Annotated in this window: 21 protein-coding genes and 3 tRNA genes; 11 read left to right on the top strand and 13 right to left on the bottom strand. The window is 52.4% G+C overall.

The features are described from left to right. Nucleotides 1–23: 23 nt before the first annotated feature. The 4 genes from dnaC to LDB27_RS19000 form a co-directional block, all read right to left on the bottom strand. Nucleotides 24–761: a DNA replication protein DnaC gene (gene dnaC / locus LDB27_RS19015; RefSeq protein WP_000799924.1), complete on the bottom strand. Its 738-nt coding sequence runs from the start codon at nt 759–761 to the stop codon at nt 24–26. Nucleotides 762–763: 2 nt separating this feature from the next. After that, nucleotides 764–1,303, bottom strand: a complete 540-nt coding sequence (gene dnaT / locus LDB27_RS19010; RefSeq protein ID WP_000098573.1) for a primosomal protein DnaT — start codon at nt 1,301–1,303, stop codon at nt 764–766. A 92-nt stretch (nt 1,304–1,395) separates the two neighbouring features. Continuing rightward, a complete protein-coding gene (locus tag LDB27_RS19005; RefSeq protein ID WP_000511329.1) occupies nt 1,396–1,869 on the bottom strand; it encodes a threonine/serine exporter in 474 nt (157 codons plus the stop codon). Then, complete coding sequence (locus LDB27_RS19000; protein ID WP_001674846.1) at nt 1,860–2,636, bottom strand: threonine/serine ThrE exporter family protein; 777 nt, start codon at nt 2,634–2,636, stop codon at nt 1,860–1,862. Before LDB27_RS19000 ends, LDB27_RS19005 begins: the two co-directional genes overlap by 10 nt. Nucleotides 2,637–3,347: 711 nt before the next feature. Here LDB27_RS19000 and LDB27_RS18995 point away from each other — a divergent pair. Next, a complete protein-coding gene (locus LDB27_RS18995; protein ID WP_000936659.1) occupies nt 3,348–4,073 on the top strand; it encodes a response regulator transcription factor in 726 nt (241 codons plus the stop codon). Further along, the gene (bglJ, locus tag LDB27_RS18990; protein ID WP_000431546.1) at nt 4,034–4,708 is read left to right on the top strand and encodes a DNA-binding transcriptional activator BglJ; all 675 of its coding nucleotides are present in this window, start codon (nt 4,034–4,036) and stop codon (nt 4,706–4,708) included. The genes LDB27_RS18995 and bglJ overlap by 40 nt, the downstream gene beginning before the upstream one ends. Before the next feature lie 50 nt (nt 4,709–4,758). Here the strand turns inward: bglJ and LDB27_RS18985 are convergent, their stop codons facing one another. The 3 genes from LDB27_RS18985 to LDB27_RS18975 form a co-directional block, all read right to left on the bottom strand. Continuing rightward, nucleotides 4,759–5,217, bottom strand: a complete 459-nt coding sequence (locus tag LDB27_RS18985) for a YbaK/EbsC family protein (protein WP_000058271.1) — start codon at nt 5,215–5,217, stop codon at nt 4,759–4,761. A gap of 150 nt (nt 5,218–5,367) precedes the next feature. After that, nucleotides 5,368–6,156: a siderophore-iron reductase FhuF gene (gene fhuF, locus LDB27_RS18980; protein ID WP_000331524.1), complete on the bottom strand. Its 789-nt coding sequence runs from the start codon at nt 6,154–6,156 to the stop codon at nt 5,368–5,370. A 120-nt stretch (nt 6,157–6,276) separates the two neighbouring features. Next, nucleotides 6,277–7,341 carry a GGDEF domain-containing protein gene (locus LDB27_RS18975; protein WP_000211203.1) on the bottom strand — a complete coding sequence of 355 codons (1,065 nt, stop codon included), beginning with the start codon at nt 7,339–7,341 and terminating at the stop codon, nt 6,277–6,279. A 250-nt stretch (nt 7,342–7,591) separates the two neighbouring features. Here LDB27_RS18975 and LDB27_RS18970 point away from each other — a divergent pair, with 250 nt between their 5' ends. Then, entirely contained in the window at nt 7,592–7,828 is a 237-nt protein-coding gene (locus LDB27_RS18970) for a DUF1435 domain-containing protein (RefSeq protein ID WP_000941878.1), read from the top strand. 31 nt (nt 7,829–7,859) lie between these two features. Here LDB27_RS18970 and LDB27_RS18965 read toward each other — a convergent pair. From LDB27_RS18965 to rsmC, 4 genes are all read right to left on the bottom strand, one after another. Continuing rightward, nucleotides 7,860–7,946, bottom strand: a tRNA-Leu gene (locus tag LDB27_RS18965). Between the two features lie 31 nt (nt 7,947–7,977). After that, a tRNA-Leu gene (locus tag LDB27_RS18960) sits at nt 7,978–8,064 on the bottom strand. Nucleotides 8,065–8,091: 27 nt separating this feature from the next. Further along, nucleotides 8,092–8,178 (bottom strand) — tRNA-Leu (locus LDB27_RS18955). A gap of 190 nt (nt 8,179–8,368) precedes the next feature. Continuing rightward, nucleotides 8,369–9,397 carry a 16S rRNA (guanine(1207)-N(2))-methyltransferase RsmC gene (rsmC, locus tag LDB27_RS18950; protein ID WP_001272293.1) on the bottom strand — a complete coding sequence of 343 codons (1,029 nt, stop codon included), beginning with the start codon at nt 9,395–9,397 and terminating at the stop codon, nt 8,369–8,371. 102 nt (nt 9,398–9,499) lie between these two features. Here rsmC and LDB27_RS18945 point away from each other — a divergent pair, with 102 nt between their 5' ends. From LDB27_RS18945 to LDB27_RS18910, 8 genes are all read left to right on the top strand, one after another. After that, nucleotides 9,500–9,937: a DNA polymerase III subunit psi gene (locus tag LDB27_RS18945; protein ID WP_000204003.1), complete on the top strand. Its 438-nt coding sequence runs from the start codon at nt 9,500–9,502 to the stop codon at nt 9,935–9,937. Beyond that, a complete protein-coding gene (rimI, locus tag LDB27_RS18940) occupies nt 9,882–10,328 on the top strand; it encodes a ribosomal protein S18-alanine N-acetyltransferase (RefSeq protein ID WP_001092434.1) in 447 nt (148 codons plus the stop codon). Before LDB27_RS18945 ends, rimI begins: the two co-directional genes overlap by 56 nt. Nucleotides 10,329–10,349: 21 nt before the next feature. Then, nucleotides 10,350–11,027, top strand: coding sequence for a pyrimidine 5'-nucleotidase (gene yjjG / locus LDB27_RS18935; RefSeq protein ID WP_000870686.1), 678 nt, complete (start codon nt 10,350–10,352; stop codon nt 11,025–11,027). Between the two features lie 91 nt (nt 11,028–11,118). Then, complete coding sequence (prfC, locus tag LDB27_RS18930; protein WP_000175965.1) at nt 11,119–12,708, top strand: peptide chain release factor 3; 1,590 nt, start codon at nt 11,119–11,121, stop codon at nt 12,706–12,708. A 401-nt stretch (nt 12,709–13,109) separates the two neighbouring features. Next, nucleotides 13,110–13,727, top strand: coding sequence for a molecular chaperone OsmY (osmY, locus tag LDB27_RS18925; RefSeq protein WP_000178963.1), 618 nt, complete (start codon nt 13,110–13,112; stop codon nt 13,725–13,727). A 128-nt stretch (nt 13,728–13,855) separates the two neighbouring features. Next, complete coding sequence (locus LDB27_RS18920; protein ID WP_225519887.1) at nt 13,856–14,017, top strand: DUF1328 domain-containing protein; 162 nt, start codon at nt 13,856–13,858, stop codon at nt 14,015–14,017. Nucleotides 14,018–14,140: 123 nt separating this feature from the next. Further along, on the top strand, nt 14,141–15,214 hold the full coding sequence (locus LDB27_RS18915; RefSeq protein ID WP_000531540.1) for a patatin family protein: 1,074 nt from the start codon (nt 14,141–14,143) through the stop codon (nt 15,212–15,214). Then, a complete protein-coding gene (locus tag LDB27_RS18910) occupies nt 15,211–15,984 on the top strand; it encodes a metal-dependent hydrolase (protein WP_000119014.1) in 774 nt (257 codons plus the stop codon). Before LDB27_RS18915 ends, LDB27_RS18910 begins: the two co-directional genes overlap by 4 nt. 32 nt (nt 15,985–16,016) lie before the next feature. Here the strand turns inward: LDB27_RS18910 and LDB27_RS18905 are convergent, their stop codons facing one another. Together LDB27_RS18905 and LDB27_RS18900 are read right to left on the bottom strand one after the other, a co-directional pair. Continuing rightward, nucleotides 16,017–16,880, bottom strand: coding sequence for a YjjW family glycine radical enzyme activase (locus tag LDB27_RS18905; protein ID WP_001064951.1), 864 nt, complete (start codon nt 16,878–16,880; stop codon nt 16,017–16,019). Then, on the bottom strand, nt 16,852–18,402 hold the full coding sequence (locus LDB27_RS18900; protein ID WP_001111695.1) for a YjjI family glycine radical enzyme: 1,551 nt from the start codon (nt 18,400–18,402) through the stop codon (nt 16,852–16,854). Before LDB27_RS18900 ends, LDB27_RS18905 begins: the two co-directional genes overlap by 29 nt. Nucleotides 18,403–18,490: the final 88 nt, after the last annotated feature.

The following is an 18,490-nucleotide window of genomic DNA, read 5'->3' as shown; positions in this document are numbered from 1 at the left end:
ATCGCCCTGGCGCACGTTGCAATTTAATACTCTTTACCCGTCACCCGGCTGCGGTAACTGTCCCAGGTAAAATTAACCCATAAACTGTTGCCGAGGCGCATACGGTCCATGACGCGTTCGCCAAGCATTTTCGTCATCTCTTCCATATTGCTGTTCGTCAACATGCCGGTGGGACGTTTTGACGAGGAACGACGATCGACAATTTGATTGATGATCACTTTTTCATAGCGGGATTCGGTCTGCACGCCGATCTCGTCGATCACCAGCAGATCAACGTTACTCAGATCGTTAAGCAACTGCTCTTCGCTGGTTTCCCGATTGCTGAACGTGTCTTTCATCGCTGACATAATATCCGCTACGGTGATAATCAGTACCGACTTTCCGCGCAGCAGCAGCTCGTTACAAATAGCCGCGGCGAGATGGTTTTTACCGGTTCCAGGCTTGCCAGAAAAGACAAAGCTGGCGATATTGCCGTCAAATTCATCAACGTACTGTCGGGCTTTGCTTAACGCGTTCATTTGTCCGTCGCACTCAACCCGATAGTTATCAAACGAACAGTTTTGATGCAGCGGTCGAATGCCGGAACGGTTAAAGGTGCGCTGCATTTTCATCGCCCGATTTTCCCGCGCCAGCGCCGCCGCCCGGATCTCGCCTTGCTCTTTCTGCCACGCCAGCAGTTCTTCGCCCGTTTTAAACGCCGGTGTAATATGCGCAGGCATCATTTTTTGTAGACGCTGCATCAGGTCGCCAACATTTTTCATCGTTACCCCCTAAAACCTGGTGGAATATGATTGTCAGGTTCGCTGACGCTATTGATGTCGCGCTGCGGCATTCCGCCATTGCTGGAACGGCTGATTTGCACGCTGCGCGCCAGCTTTTGCTGCCACTGGATATGGTGAAAAACCTTACCTTCCGCCTGCCAGTAGGCGATAAACGCCGCCAGCTCTTCTGCGGTGACCGGCTCCCGAAGCGCCACGCCCCAAAGGGCAGCCTGACGCTGAAAATCCGCATCCGGTTGCCAGGCTGGATACATGGCGAATTTTCCGCAGGGAATCGCAACGGGGGCGGCTTCGGGTTCTTCGTAAAATTGCGCGTCTAACGCCACATCGCTTCCCGGACGTGATAACTTTTCTTCAAGCGCCAGCAGTTCAGCCATGCGTGCAGGCGTCACGGCATAAAAGGCAGGCGCATTATTAGCGAATACCGCCACTGCGCCGCCCGTTGACTTCGCCAGCACAGCATGATGATCGTGTAAAAGGGCGTCAATACCGATGACGTCCGACGTTAAAATTCTGGAAGACATAATGTTTCTCAATATGGAACAACAACCGAGAAGGGCGACTGTTTTTATAGTACCACACAGACCTGTAAGAACAGCAGGAGGCGTTCCACCGATCACACGCGGGGGCGTTTGCGGTACAGCCATAATCCCGGTACAGAGAGGCCAATTGAGAGCGCGCCAACAATGGAAGAGGCTTTCAGAAAATTGGTTAGCAGCGTAATCATCATCGGTTCGCTATAGCCCAGATGGCTAATTTTTACTGCGGAAATCATCGCGGTATAGGCGGAAATCCCCGGAAACATCGGGATCACGGCCGCGACGGTAAACACTTTAGGGTGAGCGAGATACCAGCGTGACCACTGAATACCAATACTGCCGACCAGCAGCGAAGCCATAAACGTCGACCATTCGATATTAAAGCCAGCGCTCATCATCAGCATACGCGAGCCATGACCCAGCGCCCCCAGTAGCGCGCACCACGGAAGTGCCCGGTGGGGAACATTAAAGACCATCGCAAACCCGACGGCGGGGATCGCAGACAAGATCATGTCCTGCATTAGCGCCAGTAAAAAGTCGATTATACCCATCCTCGTAGCCCCCATACTGTCATTGACATCACTACGCCCACACAGGTGGCCAGTGTCAACAGGCTGGCGATAGCCCAGCGCGCCAGCCCGGTATTAATATGTCCTTTAAACATATCTGCGACGGAATTAATCAGCGGAAAGCCCGGCACCAGTAGCAGTACGCTCGCCGCCATGGCGATAGTGGGCGTCTGGCTAAAGGCGGGGAGGGTGAGCATCAGCCCGGAAATCGTGGTAGCGACAAAGGCGGTAATGCAAAAATTGATCTGCGGATGTAAATGCCGCTGCGCCAGCATCTGGCGAATATACATGGCTATCATACTGGCGAAAAAGGTGATAACCGCGCCATCCCAGCCGCCATTATTCAGCTTACAAAAGCAGGAGCAGGAAAGACCGACCATAAACGCCACCAGCCAGCGCGGATAACGCAGCGGGCGGAGCTGGCTAAAACGTTTTTCCACGCCTTTGTAATCCAGCAGACGATGTTCCGCGAGGATAACGATATGCTGAACCTCCGTGACGACGTGCATATTAATGCCGCGATCCTGGTTTTTACGTGTCGATGTCAGACATTGTCCGTCTTTAATGGTCGTCAGGACAATGGCGTTAGAGGAGATCGCGCTTTCGACGCTATCCATACCGAGCGCCAAACCGAGGCGGGTGGAAAGCTCATCAACCAGTGCGCTTTCCGCCCCGTGCTGCAATAAAAACAGCCCGCATTGAATACATAACCGTGTTACTGCTCGTTGAATTGATTGCTCTTCTTGCATGACTCGTCCTGTCCGAAAAGACATTTTATGCGCCGCCACTATGACAGAGGCTTCCTTTTTAACACGAAGCGCAGGCATGATGGCGTTGGTTAAGATCAATTTCTTGTTGATAAAAACGTCAACCGCCAGACGCAACGCATAAGCTTTCTGAGACGTGCGCTTCGTCACAGGCAGGATATCCTTATGGGCGACGGTTCTCGTATGTCCGTTTCCAGAATAGAGACATTATGCCAGCCTGGCCGTTCATTTTTGAATCAATGATGTGGTGAATTTTATCAACGATATGCATTAATCGTTTTACAACAATGGCGTGAGCAGCAGGTGTAAAAATAGGCGTGACTTAGTGTAATTTGCAGATATTACATGGATTTTATGGGTGACAGTCAGTATTGTTGGGCTTTTATTTCAGGATTCAGCAATATGTATGAAGGATGAACTCATATTTTAAATTTATTAATATGATGAGTTTCGTTAGAATTACTAATGTGCAAATTTAGTTAATTTAATTGTCTTGCTTCTGGTTTTATGAGTAACTATGCGATAGTGATTTCATGTTTTTGTGCTATGTGGATTGTAGCGCAATCAATGTTATATTTTTAAAAATAAAACAAGGATAATTAATCCACTCGGCTTATATTTCTTTGCGCTCATTGTTAATAGTATTTTTATTAATGGGACAATGAAAAGGGGCGGCGTGGGTGCGGAGGAATTATGCTGCCAGGATGCTGCAAAAATGGACTTATTATCAGTAAAACCCCCCTTATACAGGAAGGCCTTAAAGGGGCTATAACAGGTAATTTCCCCGATTATAAACTGGCGTATTGCCGTACGATAGAAGAGCTAACGCTGCTACAACTACGTCGAAGTAATTTAGTTATTGCTGATTTAGCAGTTAACAATGCCTCTCCCCGTGCTATCTGCGAATATTTTTATAGCTTACTCTCGCAATATCGCGACATACATTGGGTATTTCTGGTTCCTAAATCCAGCTATCCACATGCGGTTGATCTCCTGATGGGCCCCGTCAGCACCTTGCTTTCAGACGAAGAGCCAATCGAGAATCTTATTAGCGTTATCCATGCGGGAAACGCTCGTTCAGAAAGAATAAGCAAAACGTTATTATCGCCTCAGGTACCGTCTGAAATTCAGCAGTCCCACGACAGGCCGATTGTCCTTACGCTGTCTGAACGAAAAGTATTACGCCTTTTAGGAAAAGGGTGGGGCATTAACCAAATTGCGGCATTACTTAAAAAAAGTAATAAAACAATTAGCGCCCAAAAAAATAGCGCCATGCGACGCTTATCAATACACAGTAATGCAGAGATGTATGCATGGATAAACAGTTCTCAGGGAGCCAGAGAATTGAACCTACCTTCGGTATATGGAGAAACCATGGAATGGAAAACAGAATCAGCAAGAGAAATGTTGCGCTCGTAGAAAAATGCGTGATGAGCACCATTGGTATTAAAGGGCTATTTGATGCAATGCCGGATTGCCGACATACGCTTCATATTTTTTCAAAACCATCCGCGTTTTATAAGGCTGCGCTAAAGACGCCGTTTTCTGCCGTTATTTTTTCTCTTTCTGCGTTAAGAACTGAACGCCGGACAGGATTATCCAGCCTGACGGAACTGGCGATAAATTATCCCCATATGCGGCGTCTGGTGATTGCAGATGATGATGCTGAAGCCCGCTTAATCAGCGCGCTATCCCCGCTGCCGCTGGATGGGGTCATCAGCAAAGCGTCGCCGTTGGATGTTTTACAGGATGCCTTATTTACATCGCTTAATAGCGCCCGGCGGACAACGGAGCGTACAGACAATCTTTGGGAGCTTCACCAGAATTGTATGCTTAGTCCAACCGAGCGGGAGATTCTGCGTTTTATGTCGAACGGCTACTCAATGCCGCAAATTGCCGTCCAGTTAGAACGTAACATTAAGACTATCCGGGCGCATAAGTTTAATGTGATGTCCAAGCTGGGCGTGAGTTCTGATGCCGGGTTACTCGATGCGGCGGATATTCTGTTATATCTGCGCGCCGGAGATGCTACCGCGCTCCAGCATCGGGTATAGCCCGTGCCGGATGCGCCGTGCTTGTTCGGGGAGTCCGGGTGTCAGGCACGTTATTGGCACACGTCAACCCAGGTCGCCGATGTCAGTTCAGCCATTCTTTCCGGCGTGATGCGTACCGCGCTGTGCGTGGCGCCTGCGGCAGGCAATACTTCGTTATACCCCTTCAGAGAGATGTCGCAATAAACGGGCAGCGGGTGCTCCAGCCCAAAGGGACATACGCCGCCGACAGGATGTCCGGTTGCATTGACCACTTCATCGCTGCTCAACATACGGGCTTTTGCGCCGAAAGTGCTTTTAAGCTTCTTATTATCCAGGCGGGCATCGCCTTTGGCGACCACCAGGATAATAGTGTCTTTTACTTTAAGCGAGAGCGTTTTAGCTATCTGCCCTGGCTCTACATTGTGCGCTTTGGCTGCCAGTTCGACAGTCGCTGTACTTTGATTTAATTCGATAATTTCAATATCGGGAGCATGATCGGCCAGAAATTGCCGTACAGATTGCAGACTCATTCTTCTCTCCTGAGACCTTACCAATAGCCACGGTAGACCCAAAAATGGCAAAACGTAATTTGGCATACGGAGAGCGCAGCTGTAAATATAATAATGTGACAGGCCAGCAGCAGTAAGCCGTGACGATAACTGAAGGTAACGTAAAGCGGTTTACTTTAGCGTGCAGTCGCCGCACTGCTGTACATCAGGTAAGCGGTAACGTTGACAGCAGGTTCTGCGTACCAGAAGACCGTCGCGCATTACGACGGTCCGCCACAGCGGGTTATCCTGACCGTCGGATAGCTGCTTTTCAAAAAAACAGCGCTGGCGTAGCGTTGCCAGCAGAGCTTCGCCAAGCAGCGGTTTCATCTCAGTCAGATACCAGTTGATTAAATAACCGGTATTGCTCCAGATAAGTTTCGCGTTGATGTCGCCAGTCGCCTCCAGCGCCTGAATGACCGGCTGTAGTGCGGAGACTACCAGCGTTTCCATTCGTTCTTCCGGGGAACGCCCCGTTGCCAGGTTATCCTGATGCACATCAAGCCAGAAACACGCGGCGCGCCCGGTTTCATGAAATTCAACGTGAATATGTTCTGCCGAGACATTGATAGCGCGCGCTTGCGTCAGTAATGCCAGCATCAGCGGCGGCGCCATCAGCCCGATATACCATTGCGCCCACAGGGAGATTAACGGCTTATTTTCACGTGGCAGGCCTGGCATGTGTCGATAGATGTGATCGGAATAGGCGGCCAGCAATGAACGAAACGTCGCGGGGCGCGTCCACTGGGCAAGAGTCATCGCCGTTGGCGGCGGCGTTTCATCCAGCCGAATAAAGTCCAACAGGTGCTCACGGGTAGAGGCGATCGTCTCGCGTACTGCGTCCGCCAGCGAGGCGTCTTCCGGCTGGGGAGCGGCTCGCCAGATAATATCGTCAGCAATCGGTGCGGAACGGTAGGCCATAGCGCAGTTTAATGATGTTAATCTAAATGATAATGATTGCTAATCCTATCGATAGCGATAAACGATGGCAAGCGGTTTATGGTTAACGCTGTTGGCGTAGCACGATTACGCCAGCAGGATTCATAGGGCGCGCATGTCGTCGCTGACCAGAATGTGGTTACGTCCAAGATGCTTGGCTTCGTAGAGCGCTTTATCCGCTTTTTCGATAGCGTCTCCGATATTGCGATCCGCCAGGGGCGCAATGCCGATACTGACAGTGACATTGGTGGCGACGCTTTCGTTAAACATATGCGGGATTTTAAGATCGTATACTTCCTGTCGGATACGTTCTGCGGTAGCGCGGGCTTGCTGTGGTTCGGCGGTGGTCAGCAACACCAGAAATTCTTCCCCGCCAAAACGGCAGACGACATCGCGCGATCGCACGGCGTCCCGAATTGCCGCTGAGACGCGGATTAACGCCTGATCGCCCATCATATGACCGTAGTGATCGTTATACGCTTTGAAATGATCGATATCCAATAGCAGGACGTAGTGTTCATGGCTGCCCGGCGCCTGTAACGTATCCAGCCGATTTTGCAGGCCACGGCGGTTATATAAGCCGGTTAATGGATCAAGCATACTCAGGCCATTGAGGGTTTCCCGCTCGGCCAGCAGCTTAAACATGAGCTGCTGGGCAAAGTTATCGTAGCGTTTCTGGATAACATGTTGAATAGCGATTCCCACCATTGGCAGGGCCAGCAAATAGAGAATTCGCAAACCTTGTTCATTACCGTTCAGCCACAGGCAGACCGCGACTGGCGGTAGCGAATAGAGCGTAAACGCGACGATATTCGCGGCAAAGGCTATCGAGCCGATAAACAGAACGCTAAGCAGGGAAATCAGTAAAAAAGAGAAATCATAATGGCCTAATGCCGGATACTTTAGCGCAATATGCGCCGCCCATATTCCCCCAAAGAGTAGGGAGATAAAGGGGAGATTAATTCTTTTTTGTCCATATTTCCCATGCCATATCAACAGTAATACGCTCAGGACCATTATCCCAATCATTGGCGTGCAAAATACATTGATTTGATAAAGGGGGAAAACGAGAGTAAATAGCGCCGACACGGCGTTGAGAAACAAGAAAAGACGTAAAGAAAACTGATACTTCTTAATACGAAGCGACCGCCAGGATGGTGTTGTCATGGGTAATTGTCGTTATTTATCGGTGATATACACGGAATCGGGCGCCAACATGAAAATAACGTATGAGAAAAGGTCGCCTAAAGCGAGGTGTTGTTGTTTTTACGTTAACAGTCGGACAATTTATCACCTTACTGAATACGTGTCATCAACCGTTAAGTAAAACTCATCTCTTTAGCTTCCTCCCTGGCTGACAAATGAGAAAATATATCATATGATATTGGTTATCATTATCAATTCCAGAGGTGAAACCATGTTGCAGCGAACGTTAGGCAGCGGATGGGGCGTATTATTGCCTGGAGTGATTATTGTTGGACTGGCGTTTATCGGCCTGTCAGCTTATGCGCTGAAGCTGTTGATTGTATCAGGATTGCTACTGTCTGCGCTGATGTTGTATCACAAACAATTACGGCATTTTGTACTGCTGCCATCGTGTATAGCGCTTATTGGCGGCATGATGTTGGCAATGATGAACTGGAATCAGGGATGAAAATGAAGAGACAAAGGAAGGATAAGATAATTGGTGCGAGGGGGGGGACTTGAACCCCCACGTCCGTAAGGACACTAACACCTGAAGCTAGCGCGTCTACCAATTCCGCCACCTTCGCACAGTTATCTTACTTTTTGATATCGCCTCGTTGGTGCGAGGGGGGGGACTTGAACCCCCACGTCCGTAAGAACACTAACACCTGAAGCTAGCGCGTCTACCAATTCCGCCACCTTCGCCCAGTGCGAGCAATATCAACGTGGTTTTGGTGCGAGGGGGGGGACTTGAACCCCCACGTCCGTAAGGACACTAACACCTGAAGCTAGCGCGTCTACCAATTCCGCCACCTTCGCATACCATCGATTCTTGAAAAGAATCACTACCACGGAGGCGCATTCTAGTGGTTTTCAGCTATTCGTCAATAGTTAATTGCATGGGATAGATTGATTGCTGCAAAAATGGGCGCGAGACGTAGGTTGGATAAGACGCCTGGCGTCGCCATCCGGCACATGCAACCAGATGGCGCTGCGCTTATCAGGCCAACTATTTCTTCGCCTGACGGGTCATCACGGTACGATAAACCTTAAAGCGCCCGGTTTGCGCGATGACTTCATGGAAGCCAAAAGTCTCATCCAGAATTTTAGGATAGGGCAGAAAGGCGTTCGCCACGATACGTAACTCTCCGCCGCTGTTCAGATGGCGCACTGCGCCGCGAATGAGCGTTTGCGCCGCATCGAGGCTGGTTTGCATTCCGTCGTGGAACGGCGGGTTGGAGATGATCATGTCAAAACGTCCTTTGACTTCCGAAAAGACGTTGCTGGCGAATACCTCGCCTTCAAGGCCATTAGCGGCAAGCGTGGCGCGGCTGGCTTCCACCGCCGGAGCGCTGACGTCACACAGCGTCAGGCGCACTTTCGGCGAATGGCTGGCCAGCGCGGCGGAAAGCACGCCAGCGCCGCAGCCGACATCCAGCACTTTACCTTTGGTGTGCGGCGTCAGCGTAGACAGCAGCAGTTGGCTACCGACATCCAGTCCGTCGCGGCTGAATACGCCCGGCAACGTTTTGATAGTCAGCCCGTCGATGTTGTACTCGGCCCACCAGGATTCAAGACTAAACTGCGGCTGCTTTTCCAGACGACCATGGTAAAGGCCGCAACGTCGCGCGCTATCTACTTTGTTCAGCGGCGCATAGTCCGCCAGCATCGGTTCGGCGCTACGCACGCCGCTGCGGTTTTCCCCCACGACGAAAACATCGCTGCCCACCGGCATTAGCGACAAAATATTCATCAACTGGAACTGCGCTTCGGGTTTATTTTTCGGCCAGTAGTAGATCAGCGTATCGCAGTCAGCGACATCGCTGGCTTGCGCGACCAGGCTAAAACGGACGTTATCGCCCATCTGGCGGCTTAACGCCTGCCAGTGGTGAAACTGTTGCGTATACGCGCGGCTGGCGGCGCATTCAAAGCGCGCGGGCAGGTCATCCTGCAAATCTCCGGCAAAAAGAATACGGCTTTGTTCGAAATCATCACTGTGGCGCAGCAAGACTTCACTTGCCGGGGTAAAAGCAGACATGGAATGCTCCTTAATTCAGACTGGCGGCGATTATAGTAGTTTGATGGCGGAGATTCGACAGATTTGCTATATTTGCGCCCCTGATTACAGGAGCGTTTCGCTATGACATCCCGACGAGACTGGCAGTTACAGCAACTGGGTATTACGCAGTGGGCGCTGCGACGTCCTGGCGCGCTACAAGGCGAGATTGCGATTTCCCTTCCCGCGCACGTTCGTCTGATCGTGGTTGCAGAGGAATTACCCGCGCTGAACGAGCCGCTAATGCGCGATATTTTACGCGCGTTGACCGTGAGTCCCGATCAGGTTTTATCCCTGGCGCCTGAGCGCGTCGCCATGCTGCCGCAGGGCAGCCGTTGTAATAGCTGGCGGTTAGGAACTGACGCGCCGCTCCAACTCGAAGGCGCTCAGGTCACGACGCCGGCGTTTAATGAACTCCGGGCAAACCCGGCGGCACGCGCCGCACTATGGCAACAAATCTGCGAACATGAACACGATTTCTATCCTCAGCACGACCGATCTCCCCGCAGCCTGGCAGATTGAGCAACGCGCTCATGCGTTTCCGTGGAGCGAAAAAACGTTTTTCGGCAACCAGGGCGAACGGTATCTCAATCTTAAGCTGACCGCTGCTGACAGAATGGCCGCGTTTGCCATTACACAGGTGGTGCTGGACGAAGCGACGCTGTTCAATATTGCCGTCGATCCGGATTTTCAGCGTCGGGGGCTGGGGCGTATGCTGCTTGAGCATCTGATTGATGAGCTGGAAAAGCGCGGTGTTGTAACGCTATGGCTGGAGGTACGCGCCTCTAACGCTGCCGCCATCGCGCTGTATGAAAGTCTGGGGTTTAACGAGGCGACGATTCGCCGCAATTACTATCCCACGGCACAAGGGCATGAGGACGCCATCATCATGGCGTTACCGATAAGCATGTAATAAAAGAGGCAAGGTGTAATGATGAAGTGGGACTGGATTTTCTTTGATGCCGATGAAACGCTGTTTACGTTTGATTCTTTCACCGGCTTACAGCGGATGTTCCTTGACTATAGCGTCACCTTTACCGCTGAGGATTTCCAGGATTACCAGGCCGTGAATAAGCCGCTATGGGTGGATTATCAGAACGGCGCGATTACCTCATTACAATTGCAGCACGCGCGTTTTCAAAGTTGGGCTGAACGGCTAAACGTTGCGCCGGGGCTGCTGAATGACGCTTTTATTAGTGCGATGGCGGAGATCTGTTCTCCTTTGCCGGGCGCCGTTTCGCTACTTAATGCGATTCGCGGGCAGGCTAAAATCGGTATTATTACTAACGGTTTTACCGCGCTACAACAAACTCGTCTGGAGCGCACCGGGCTGCGCGAGTATTTCGATCTGCTGGTGATTTCCGAGCAGGTTGGCGTCGCGAAGCCCGATCCGAAAATCTTTAACTACGCCCTGGAGCAGGCGGGGAATCCTGACCGCTCGCGCGTATTAATGGTTGGCGATACCGCGGAATCCGATATTCTTGGCGGCATTAACGCCGGGCTGTCGACCTGCTGGCTTAACGCGCATCATCGCGAGCAGCCCGCGGGTATTCATCCAACCTGGACTGTGGCGTCATTAAGCGAACTGGAGCAGCTCCTGTGTAAACACTGATTGCCTCCCCCTGGTTGATGGGTAAAATAGCCGCATTTTTCGTATTCAACATGCGTGGTCAAACGCCGCGCTTACTCAAGAAGATTTGACTATGACGTTGTCTCCTTATTTGCAAGAGGTGGCCAAACGCCGCACTTTTGCCATTATTTCTCACCCGGACGCCGGTAAAACCACCATTACCGAAAAAGTGTTGCTGTTCGGACAGGCGATTCAGACTGCCGGTACGGTAAAAGGCCGTGGCTCCAGCCAACATGCAAAATCTGACTGGATGGAGATGGAAAAACAGCGTGGTATCTCTATCACCACCTCGGTGATGCAGTTCCCGTATCACGACTGTCTGGTGAACCTGCTGGACACCCCGGGGCACGAAGACTTCTCCGAAGATACCTACCGTACCCTGACGGCGGTGGACTGCTGTCTGATGGTGATCGACGCCGCAAAAGGCGTTGAGGACAGGACTCGTAAGCTGATGGAAGTTACCCGTCTGCGTGATACGCCAATCCTGACCTTTATGAACAAACTCGACCGTGATATCCGCGACCCGATGGAGCTGCTGGATGAAGTCGAGAACGAGCTGAAAATCGGCTGCGCGCCGATCACCTGGCCGATTGGCTGCGGCAAGCTGTTTAAGGGCGTTTATCACCTTTATAAAGATGAAACTTATCTGTATCAGACCGGTAAGGGCCACACCATTCAGGAAGTGCGCATCGTTAAAGGGCTGAATAACCCGGATCTGGACGCCGCCGTGGGTGAAGACCTGGCGCAGCAGCTGCGCGACGAGCTGGAACTGGTGCAGGGCGCGTCTAACGAGTTTGATGAAGAGCTGTTCCTGGCAGGGGAAATTACCCCGGTATTTTTCGGTACCGCGCTGGGTAACTTTGGCGTTGACCATATGCTGGATGGTTTGGTGGCGTGGGCGCCCGCGCCGATGCCGCGTCAAACCGATACCCGCACAGTGGAAGCCTCGGAAGAGAAATTCACCGGTTTTGTCTTTAAAATTCAGGCCAATATGGACCCGAAACACCGCGACCGCGTGGCGTTTATGCGCGTGGTTTCCGGTAAGTATGAGAAGGGCATGAAGCTACGCCAGGTCCGTACTGGCAAAGATGTGGTGATTTCCGACGCGTTAACTTTTATGGCGGGCGACCGTTCGCACGTTGAAGAAGCGTACCCGGGCGATATTTTGGGTCTGCATAACCACGGCACCATTCAGATCGGCGATACCTTCACTCAGGGCGAGATGATGAAGTTTACCGGTATCCCGAACTTTGCGCCGGAACTGTTCCGTCGTATTCGCCTGAAAGATCCGCTCAAGCAGAAGCAGCTACTGAAAGGGCTGGTGCAGCTTTCTGAAGAGGGGGCGGTTCAGGTATTCCGTCCCATCTCCAACAACGATCTGATTGTCGGCGCCGTGGGCGTTTTGCAGTTTGACGTTGTTGTCGCGCGTCTGAAAAGCGAATACAACGTTGAGGCGATTTATGAATCCGTCAACGTGGCGACGGCGCGCTGGGTGGAAAGCGCCGATGCGAAGAAATTCGAAGAGTTTAAGCGTAAGAATGAAACGCAGCTGGCGCTGGATGGCGGCGACAACCTCACCTATATCGCCCCCACGATGGTTAACCTGAACCTGACCCAGGAACGTTACCCTGACGTTCAGTTCCGTAAAACGCGCGAACACTGATCCCTTTCCGGGCGCGGCATCCGCCGCGCCTTCGTACTTTCCCTGCCTTTTTAACCGCTTACGGAATGTTCTTAAATCCCGCGTTTTTTCTCCGATCTGCCTGTTTTTTATACGCACCGACAAGCGATTTTAAAATTGTGATCTATATTTAACAAAGTGATGACATAAATGTCGGCTTTAATGCCTGTTCAATGCGTGAATATGAGAGCTTAAAGCTGAGATTTGTTTCAGTCACGATATTAATAACTGAAACGGAAGGGTGGCAGGCGACGCGTCGTTACAAATTCACGAATGTGATGCCAGTCATTGACTTCAGAAACCGGTGAGTTTCACCGCATTCAGCAATGCAACCTCGTGTTGCCTGAGCTCAAATTACGAGCAAACTATACAGGACAAAATCGATGACTATGACAAGACTGAAGATTTCTAAAACTCTGCTGGCCGTAATGTTGACCTCTGCCGTTGCGACAGGTTCTGCCTTTGCAGAAAACGCAACAACGGACAAGGCGCAAAGCGGAACCGAAACCGCAGGGCAAAAAGTCGATAGCTCTATGAATAAAGTCGGTAACTTCATGGATGACAGCGCCATCACTGCGAAAGTAAAAGCTGCGCTGGTAGACCATGACAATATTAAAAGCACCGATATTTCTGTCGAAACCAATCAGAAAGTCGTCACCCTGAGCGGCTTTGTAGAAAGTCAGGCGCAGGCTGAAGCCGCCGTGAAAGTGGCGAAAGGCGTAGAAGGCGTGACCTCCGTTAGCGACAAACTTCACGTTCGCGACAATAAAGAAGGTTCCGTGAAAGGTTATGCCGGTGATACGGCCACGACCAGTGAAGTCAAAGCCAAGTTGCTGGCGGACGATCTCGTCCCTTCCCGTAAAGTAAAAGTGGAAACGACCGATGGCGTCGTACAGCTCTCCGGTACTGTTGAAACTCAGGAACAAAGCGACCGCGCTGAAAGCATCGCGAAAGCCGTTGATGGCGTAAAAAGTGTTAAAAACGATCTGAAAGTTCAGTAATTCGTCGTAATTCGTCCTCCCGACGTTTGTCGGGAGGCGTAATGTGCACCACACTAAAAATATCGCGAATGAGTAGCCTGAGCGCTCATATTTAGCGGTCGACATTAACTATGGTAAAGGAGAGGCTTATGTTTCGTTGGGGCATTATATTTCTGGTTATCGCGTTAATTGCCGCCGCATTGGGTTTTGGTGGACTGGCTGGTACGGCTGCCGTCGCGGCGAAAATCGTCTTCGTCGTCGGGATCGTGCTCTTCCTGGTCAGCCTGTTCATGGGCCGTAAACGACCCTAGCAGGCAGCTGTAAAGATATATTGCTATCAAGCCAGTCCAGCGGACTGGCTTTTACGGTTTTAGCCGTTAACGTTTTGCGTTACCTTGTCAGCCTGGAAAAAAATGAAAAACAGGAAGGCAGAGGTGGGCCAGCGAATACCAGTTACGCTCGGCAATATTGCGCCGTTATCATTAACACCGTTCCGGCCAGGCCGTATGGCGCTGGTCTGCGAGGGTGGCGGGCAGCGGGGCATCTTTACCGCAGGCGTGCTGGATGAGTTTATGCGCGCGCAGTTTAATCCTTTCCATCTCTACTTCGGCACATCAGCCGGTGCGCAAAATCTCTCGGCGTATCTCTGCAACCAGCCCGGCTACGGGCGTAAAGTCATTATGCGCTATACCACCAGGCGCGAATTTTTTGATCCGCTGCGATTTGTACGCGGAGGAAACCTTATTGACCTCGACTGGCTGGTGGAATCCACCGCCGCCCGAATGCCGCTGCAGATGGATACCGCAGCGCGCCTGTTCGACAGCGGAAAATCCTTTTATATGTGCGCCTGCCGGGGGGATGATTACACGCCGGGCTATTTTTCGCCGACAAAACAAAACTGGCTTGATATCATTCGCGCCTCCAGCGCCATACCGGGTTTCTACCGTACCGGCGTTACGTTAGAGGGCATCAACTATCTGGACGGTGGCATTAGCGACGCCATTCCGGTTCAGGAGGCGGCAAAGCGGGGGGCGAAAACCATTGTGGTGATCCGCACCGTACCCTCGCAAATGTATTACACGCCGCAGTGGTTTAAGCGTATGGAGCGCTGGCTGGGGGAGAGCAGTCTACAGCCGTTGGTCAACCTGGTGCAGCATCATGAAACGTCCTACAGCGCGATCCAACAATTTATTGAAAAGCCGCCGGGTAAGCTGCGGATCATTGAAATTTATCCGCCGAAACCGCTGCACAGCATGGCGCTGGGCAGCCGTATCCCGGCGCTGCGTGAGGATTACAAAACCGGGCAATTATGCGGGCGTTATTTCCTTGCCACCGTTGGTAAATTGCTCGCCGCAACGCCGCCTCTCTTGCGCCATACGTCGCGGATTGCCGTGCCGGAAACGGTGGTCGTGCCTCCGGCGCCGGTGGCCAATGATACGCATGTGGCGGAGGTCATTAGCGCGCCGCAGGCAAACGACACCACATTTACCGACGAGGATCTGGCGTGAGCTGGCGCTTTATTGATACACACTGCCATTTTGATTTCCCGCCCTTTACGGGCGATGAGCGCGCCAGTATTCAGCGTGCCTGTGAGGCGGGAGTTGAAAAAATCATCGTGCCGGCGACCGAGGCGGCGCACTTTCCCCGCGTGCTGGCGCTGGCGGCGCGTTTCCCGTCGCTTTATGCTGCGCTGGGATTGCACCCCATTGTGATTGAGCGTCATGCCGATGACGATCCTGATAAGCTGCAACAAGCGCTGGCGCAACAACAGAACGTCGTGGCGGTAGGCGAGATCGGTCTCGATCTTTATCGCGACGATCCGCAGTTCACCAGGCAAGAGCGATTTTTAGACGCGCAGCTGCAACTGGCAAAACGCTACGATCTGCCGGTGATCCTGCACTCGCGGCGCACGCATGACAAACTGGCGATGCACTTAAAGCGCCAGGATCTGCCGCGAACCGGTGTGGTGCATGGTTTTGCCGGCAGTCTGCAACAGGCCGAACGCTTTGTGCGACTGGGCTATAAAATCGGCGTCGGCGGCACCATCACCTACCCGCGCGCCAGTAAAACCCGTGATGTTATGGCGCGGTTGCCGCTGGACGCGCTGTTGCTGGAGACCGATGCGCCGGATATGCCGCTAAAGGGGTTTCAGGGGCAGCCGAATCGCCCGGAGCAGGCGGCGCGAGTATTTGATGCGCTCTGCGAATTACGTCCGGAGCCCGCAGAGGTGATAGCCGATACGCTGTATCGCAATACCATTACCTTGTTTCGGCTCTGAGGGCATCGCAGCCGCTGTCCGGCAGGTGACGCTTACAAATATAGCGCCGGCAAAATCAGTTTCGCCACCCCACGCGCGCGCAATCCGTCAGCCAGCTGTTCCACCTCTTGCGGCGTCGCGCCTGGCCAGGCTTTCGCTTCGCCATAGACGCCATGCGCATGAAAGGCATTCAAACGCACCGGAACCTCGCCCAGCGAAGTAATAAACGCCGCCAGTGAATCGATATGCGCCGCATAGTCCACCTGACCCGGGATAACCAGCAACCGCAGCTCCGCCAGTTTTCCCCGCGCAGCAAGAAAGCGGATACTGCGCTTAATATGCGTGTTATCACGTCCGGTCAGACGGTGATGACACTCGCTCTTCCAGGCTTTCAGATCGAGCATTACGCCGTCGCAAACCGGCAGTAGTTTTTGCCAGCCGGTCTCGCTTAACTGACCATTACTGTCCACCAGACAGGTCAGCCGTTGTAACTGCGGATCGGCTTTGATCGCCGTAAATAGCGCCACAATAAACGGTAATTGCGTGGTCGCCTCTCCGCCGCTGACGGTAATACCTTCAATAAACAGCGATGCTTTACGAATATGACGCAGCACATCGTCAACGCTCATGGTTTGCGCCATTGGCGTTGCCCGCTGTGGGCACATTTTCAGGCAGGTATCGCACTGCTCGCAGACGTCCGACCGCCATACCACTTTCCCGCCATCAACGCTGAGGGCGTGATGCGGACACTGCGATACGCATTCCCCGCAGTCGTTACAGCGTCCCATCGTCCACGGGTTATGGCAATTCTTACAGCGCAAATTGCAGCCCTGTAAGAATAATGCCAGGCGGCTGCCTGGCCCATCGACGCAGGAAAACGCAATGATCTTACTGACTAAAGCGCATCTGTTGTTCATGGCTGACTACGCGTGGCTGTCGTTCCAGGATGCGGGTATTACGTGCGGCTTCTTCTCCCAGCCAGGTGGTATTCGTGCGCGAGCCTTCGGCGCGAAATTTCGCCAGATCCGACAGGCGCACCATATAACCGGTGACGCGCACCAGATCGTTGCCGCTGACATTGGCGGTAAATTCCCGCATCCCGGCTTTGAACGCGCCAAGACAAAGCTGAACCAGCGCCTGCGGATTACGCTTGATGGTTTCGTCCAGCGTCAGAATGTCGCTGATCCCGGCATGATAAAAGGCATGGTGCGGTGCGACGGTTTGCAAATGGGTGATAGGGTCCGGTTCATCGCCATACGGCAGACGCGCGCCCGGCGTAGTGCCGATATCGGAACTTATGCCAGACTGGGCATGGAGCAGCGCCCGTTGCTTCCAGCCATACTTCACTGGCGTATTTTCGACGAAATCCGCCAGTTGGGCGCTGATACGGTAGCCCAGCTCGTTCGCCGTTTCATTCTTGCCGTAACGGGCGGTCAGGCCCGCGTTTTCGCACAGCAGGTTCACGGCTTCCGCCAGCCCGTACATACCGAACATCGGCGCAAAACGTTCGGGATCGATCAAACCTTCCTGTACAAGAAAGCTATTCTCAAAGAAATGTGACTTTTCATAGAGGAATTCACATCGTGAATTAATGATGGCGATCTGCTGTCGGCAGTAGTGCGGTAGCGTGCGTGAAAAGAAGTCATCGACAGACGTACTGCGTTCTGCCACGGCTTTCAGGTTGAGACGTACCAGCGTACTGCCGCCGCCGCCAAGCGGTAGCGAGTTATAACAACTGACGATGCCATAATGGCCTTTTGTGAAAATTTTATCATTTACAGGGCCGTTGGAAATGTGTGGCTTACTGCATTCGCAAATGTTTTTGGCGACCTCCAGCAGCAGATCGTCCGGCGTAATTTCCGCATCGTAGATAAACGTCAGGTTAGGCGCCACCTGATTTAGCTCGGCATCAGCGCGCAAAATCGCTCGTGTGACAGGCGTATCGGCAGGGCCAATATTGGCATGCATAAAGGCGTCTGGCAGCGTTCTGTCGAGATAACGCCAGAAACGTTTTATTCGAATATCGATCGCATCTTGTGTTAGAATTCTAACATACGGTTGCAGCAACGCATCAAGCTGGCCGAGATAAACCGGCATGGACGTCACGGAAGGTACGTGATGATACAGAATGGTGAGTAGGGATAACGCATCATCCAGATCTTTCGCGCCTTCCAGTTCCAGCCACTGTGAACCGTTAGCCAGAAATCGGGCGTAATCGGGCAACACGTAGCGCGGTTTGAAGGGGGCGTGCCCCTCAAACATATCGCAAATGACGCCTTCATCCAGCGCCTGGCGGGCATCTTCCGGCAGGGTGGGATAAGGCAGGGCGTTTTCAGCTTCCAGCGCCAGAAAATGGCGTTTTTGTTCAGGCGTGAGCACCGGGCTGGTCACAATTTGCTGGCAACGCTGCTGGAGCGCAGTTTCGCATGAGGCAGGCATCTTCGTTTCCTCTTTATGCCGGGACGATGCGCTATTGTAGAAAATGGCGGCAAACCGACTTTGATCCTGATGCGCTTATCGCTCGAAG

The organism is Salmonella sp. JXY0409-18, assembly GCF_020268625.1.
Taxonomy (GTDB): Bacteria; Pseudomonadota; Gammaproteobacteria; order Enterobacterales; family Enterobacteriaceae; genus Salmonella; species Salmonella enterica.
This window is presented reverse-complemented; position numbering and strand designations above follow the sequence as displayed.

Excerpts from the sequence above, each read along its gene's own strand:
- dnaC (WP_000799924.1), bottom strand. The coding sequence starts at position 761 with ATGAAAAATGTTGGCGACCTGATGCAGCGTCTACAAAAAATGATGCCT.
- dnaT (WP_000098573.1), bottom strand. The coding sequence starts at position 1,303 with ATGTCTTCCAGAATTTTAACGTCGGACGTCATCGGTATTGACGCCCTT.
- LDB27_RS19005 (WP_000511329.1), bottom strand. The coding sequence starts at position 1,869 with ATGGGTATAATCGACTTTTTACTGGCGCTAATGCAGGACATGATCTTG.
- LDB27_RS19000 (WP_001674846.1), bottom strand. The coding sequence starts at position 2,636 with ATGCAAGAAGAGCAATCAATTCAACGAGCAGTAACACGGTTATGTATT.
- LDB27_RS18995 (WP_000936659.1), top strand. The coding sequence starts at position 3,348 with ATGCTGCCAGGATGCTGCAAAAATGGACTTATTATCAGTAAAACCCCC.
- bglJ (WP_000431546.1), top strand. The coding sequence starts at position 4,034 with ATGGAAAACAGAATCAGCAAGAGAAATGTTGCGCTCGTAGAAAAATGC.
- LDB27_RS18985 (WP_000058271.1), bottom strand. The coding sequence starts at position 5,217 with ATGAGTCTGCAATCTGTACGGCAATTTCTGGCCGATCATGCTCCCGAT.
- fhuF (WP_000331524.1), bottom strand. The coding sequence starts at position 6,156 with ATGGCCTACCGTTCCGCACCGATTGCTGACGATATTATCTGGCGAGCC.
- LDB27_RS18975 (WP_000211203.1), bottom strand. The coding sequence starts at position 7,341 with ATGACAACACCATCCTGGCGGTCGCTTCGTATTAAGAAGTATCAGTTT.
- LDB27_RS18970 (WP_000941878.1), top strand. The coding sequence starts at position 7,592 with ATGTTGCAGCGAACGTTAGGCAGCGGATGGGGCGTATTATTGCCTGGA.
- rsmC (WP_001272293.1), bottom strand. The coding sequence starts at position 9,397 with ATGTCTGCTTTTACCCCGGCAAGTGAAGTCTTGCTGCGCCACAGTGAT.
- LDB27_RS18945 (WP_000204003.1), top strand. The coding sequence starts at position 9,500 with ATGACATCCCGACGAGACTGGCAGTTACAGCAACTGGGTATTACGCAG.
- rimI (WP_001092434.1), top strand. The coding sequence starts at position 9,882 with ATGAACACGATTTCTATCCTCAGCACGACCGATCTCCCCGCAGCCTGG.
- yjjG (WP_000870686.1), top strand. The coding sequence starts at position 10,350 with ATGAAGTGGGACTGGATTTTCTTTGATGCCGATGAAACGCTGTTTACG.
- prfC (WP_000175965.1), top strand. The coding sequence starts at position 11,119 with ATGACGTTGTCTCCTTATTTGCAAGAGGTGGCCAAACGCCGCACTTTT.
- osmY (WP_000178963.1), top strand. The coding sequence starts at position 13,110 with ATGACTATGACAAGACTGAAGATTTCTAAAACTCTGCTGGCCGTAATG.
- LDB27_RS18920 (WP_225519887.1), top strand. The coding sequence starts at position 13,856 with ATGTTTCGTTGGGGCATTATATTTCTGGTTATCGCGTTAATTGCCGCC.
- LDB27_RS18905 (WP_001064951.1), bottom strand. The coding sequence starts at position 16,880 with ATGAACAACAGATGCGCTTTAGTCAGTAAGATCATTGCGTTTTCCTGC.
- LDB27_RS18900 (WP_001111695.1), bottom strand. The coding sequence starts at position 18,402 with ATGCCTGCCTCATGCGAAACTGCGCTCCAGCAGCGTTGCCAGCAAATT.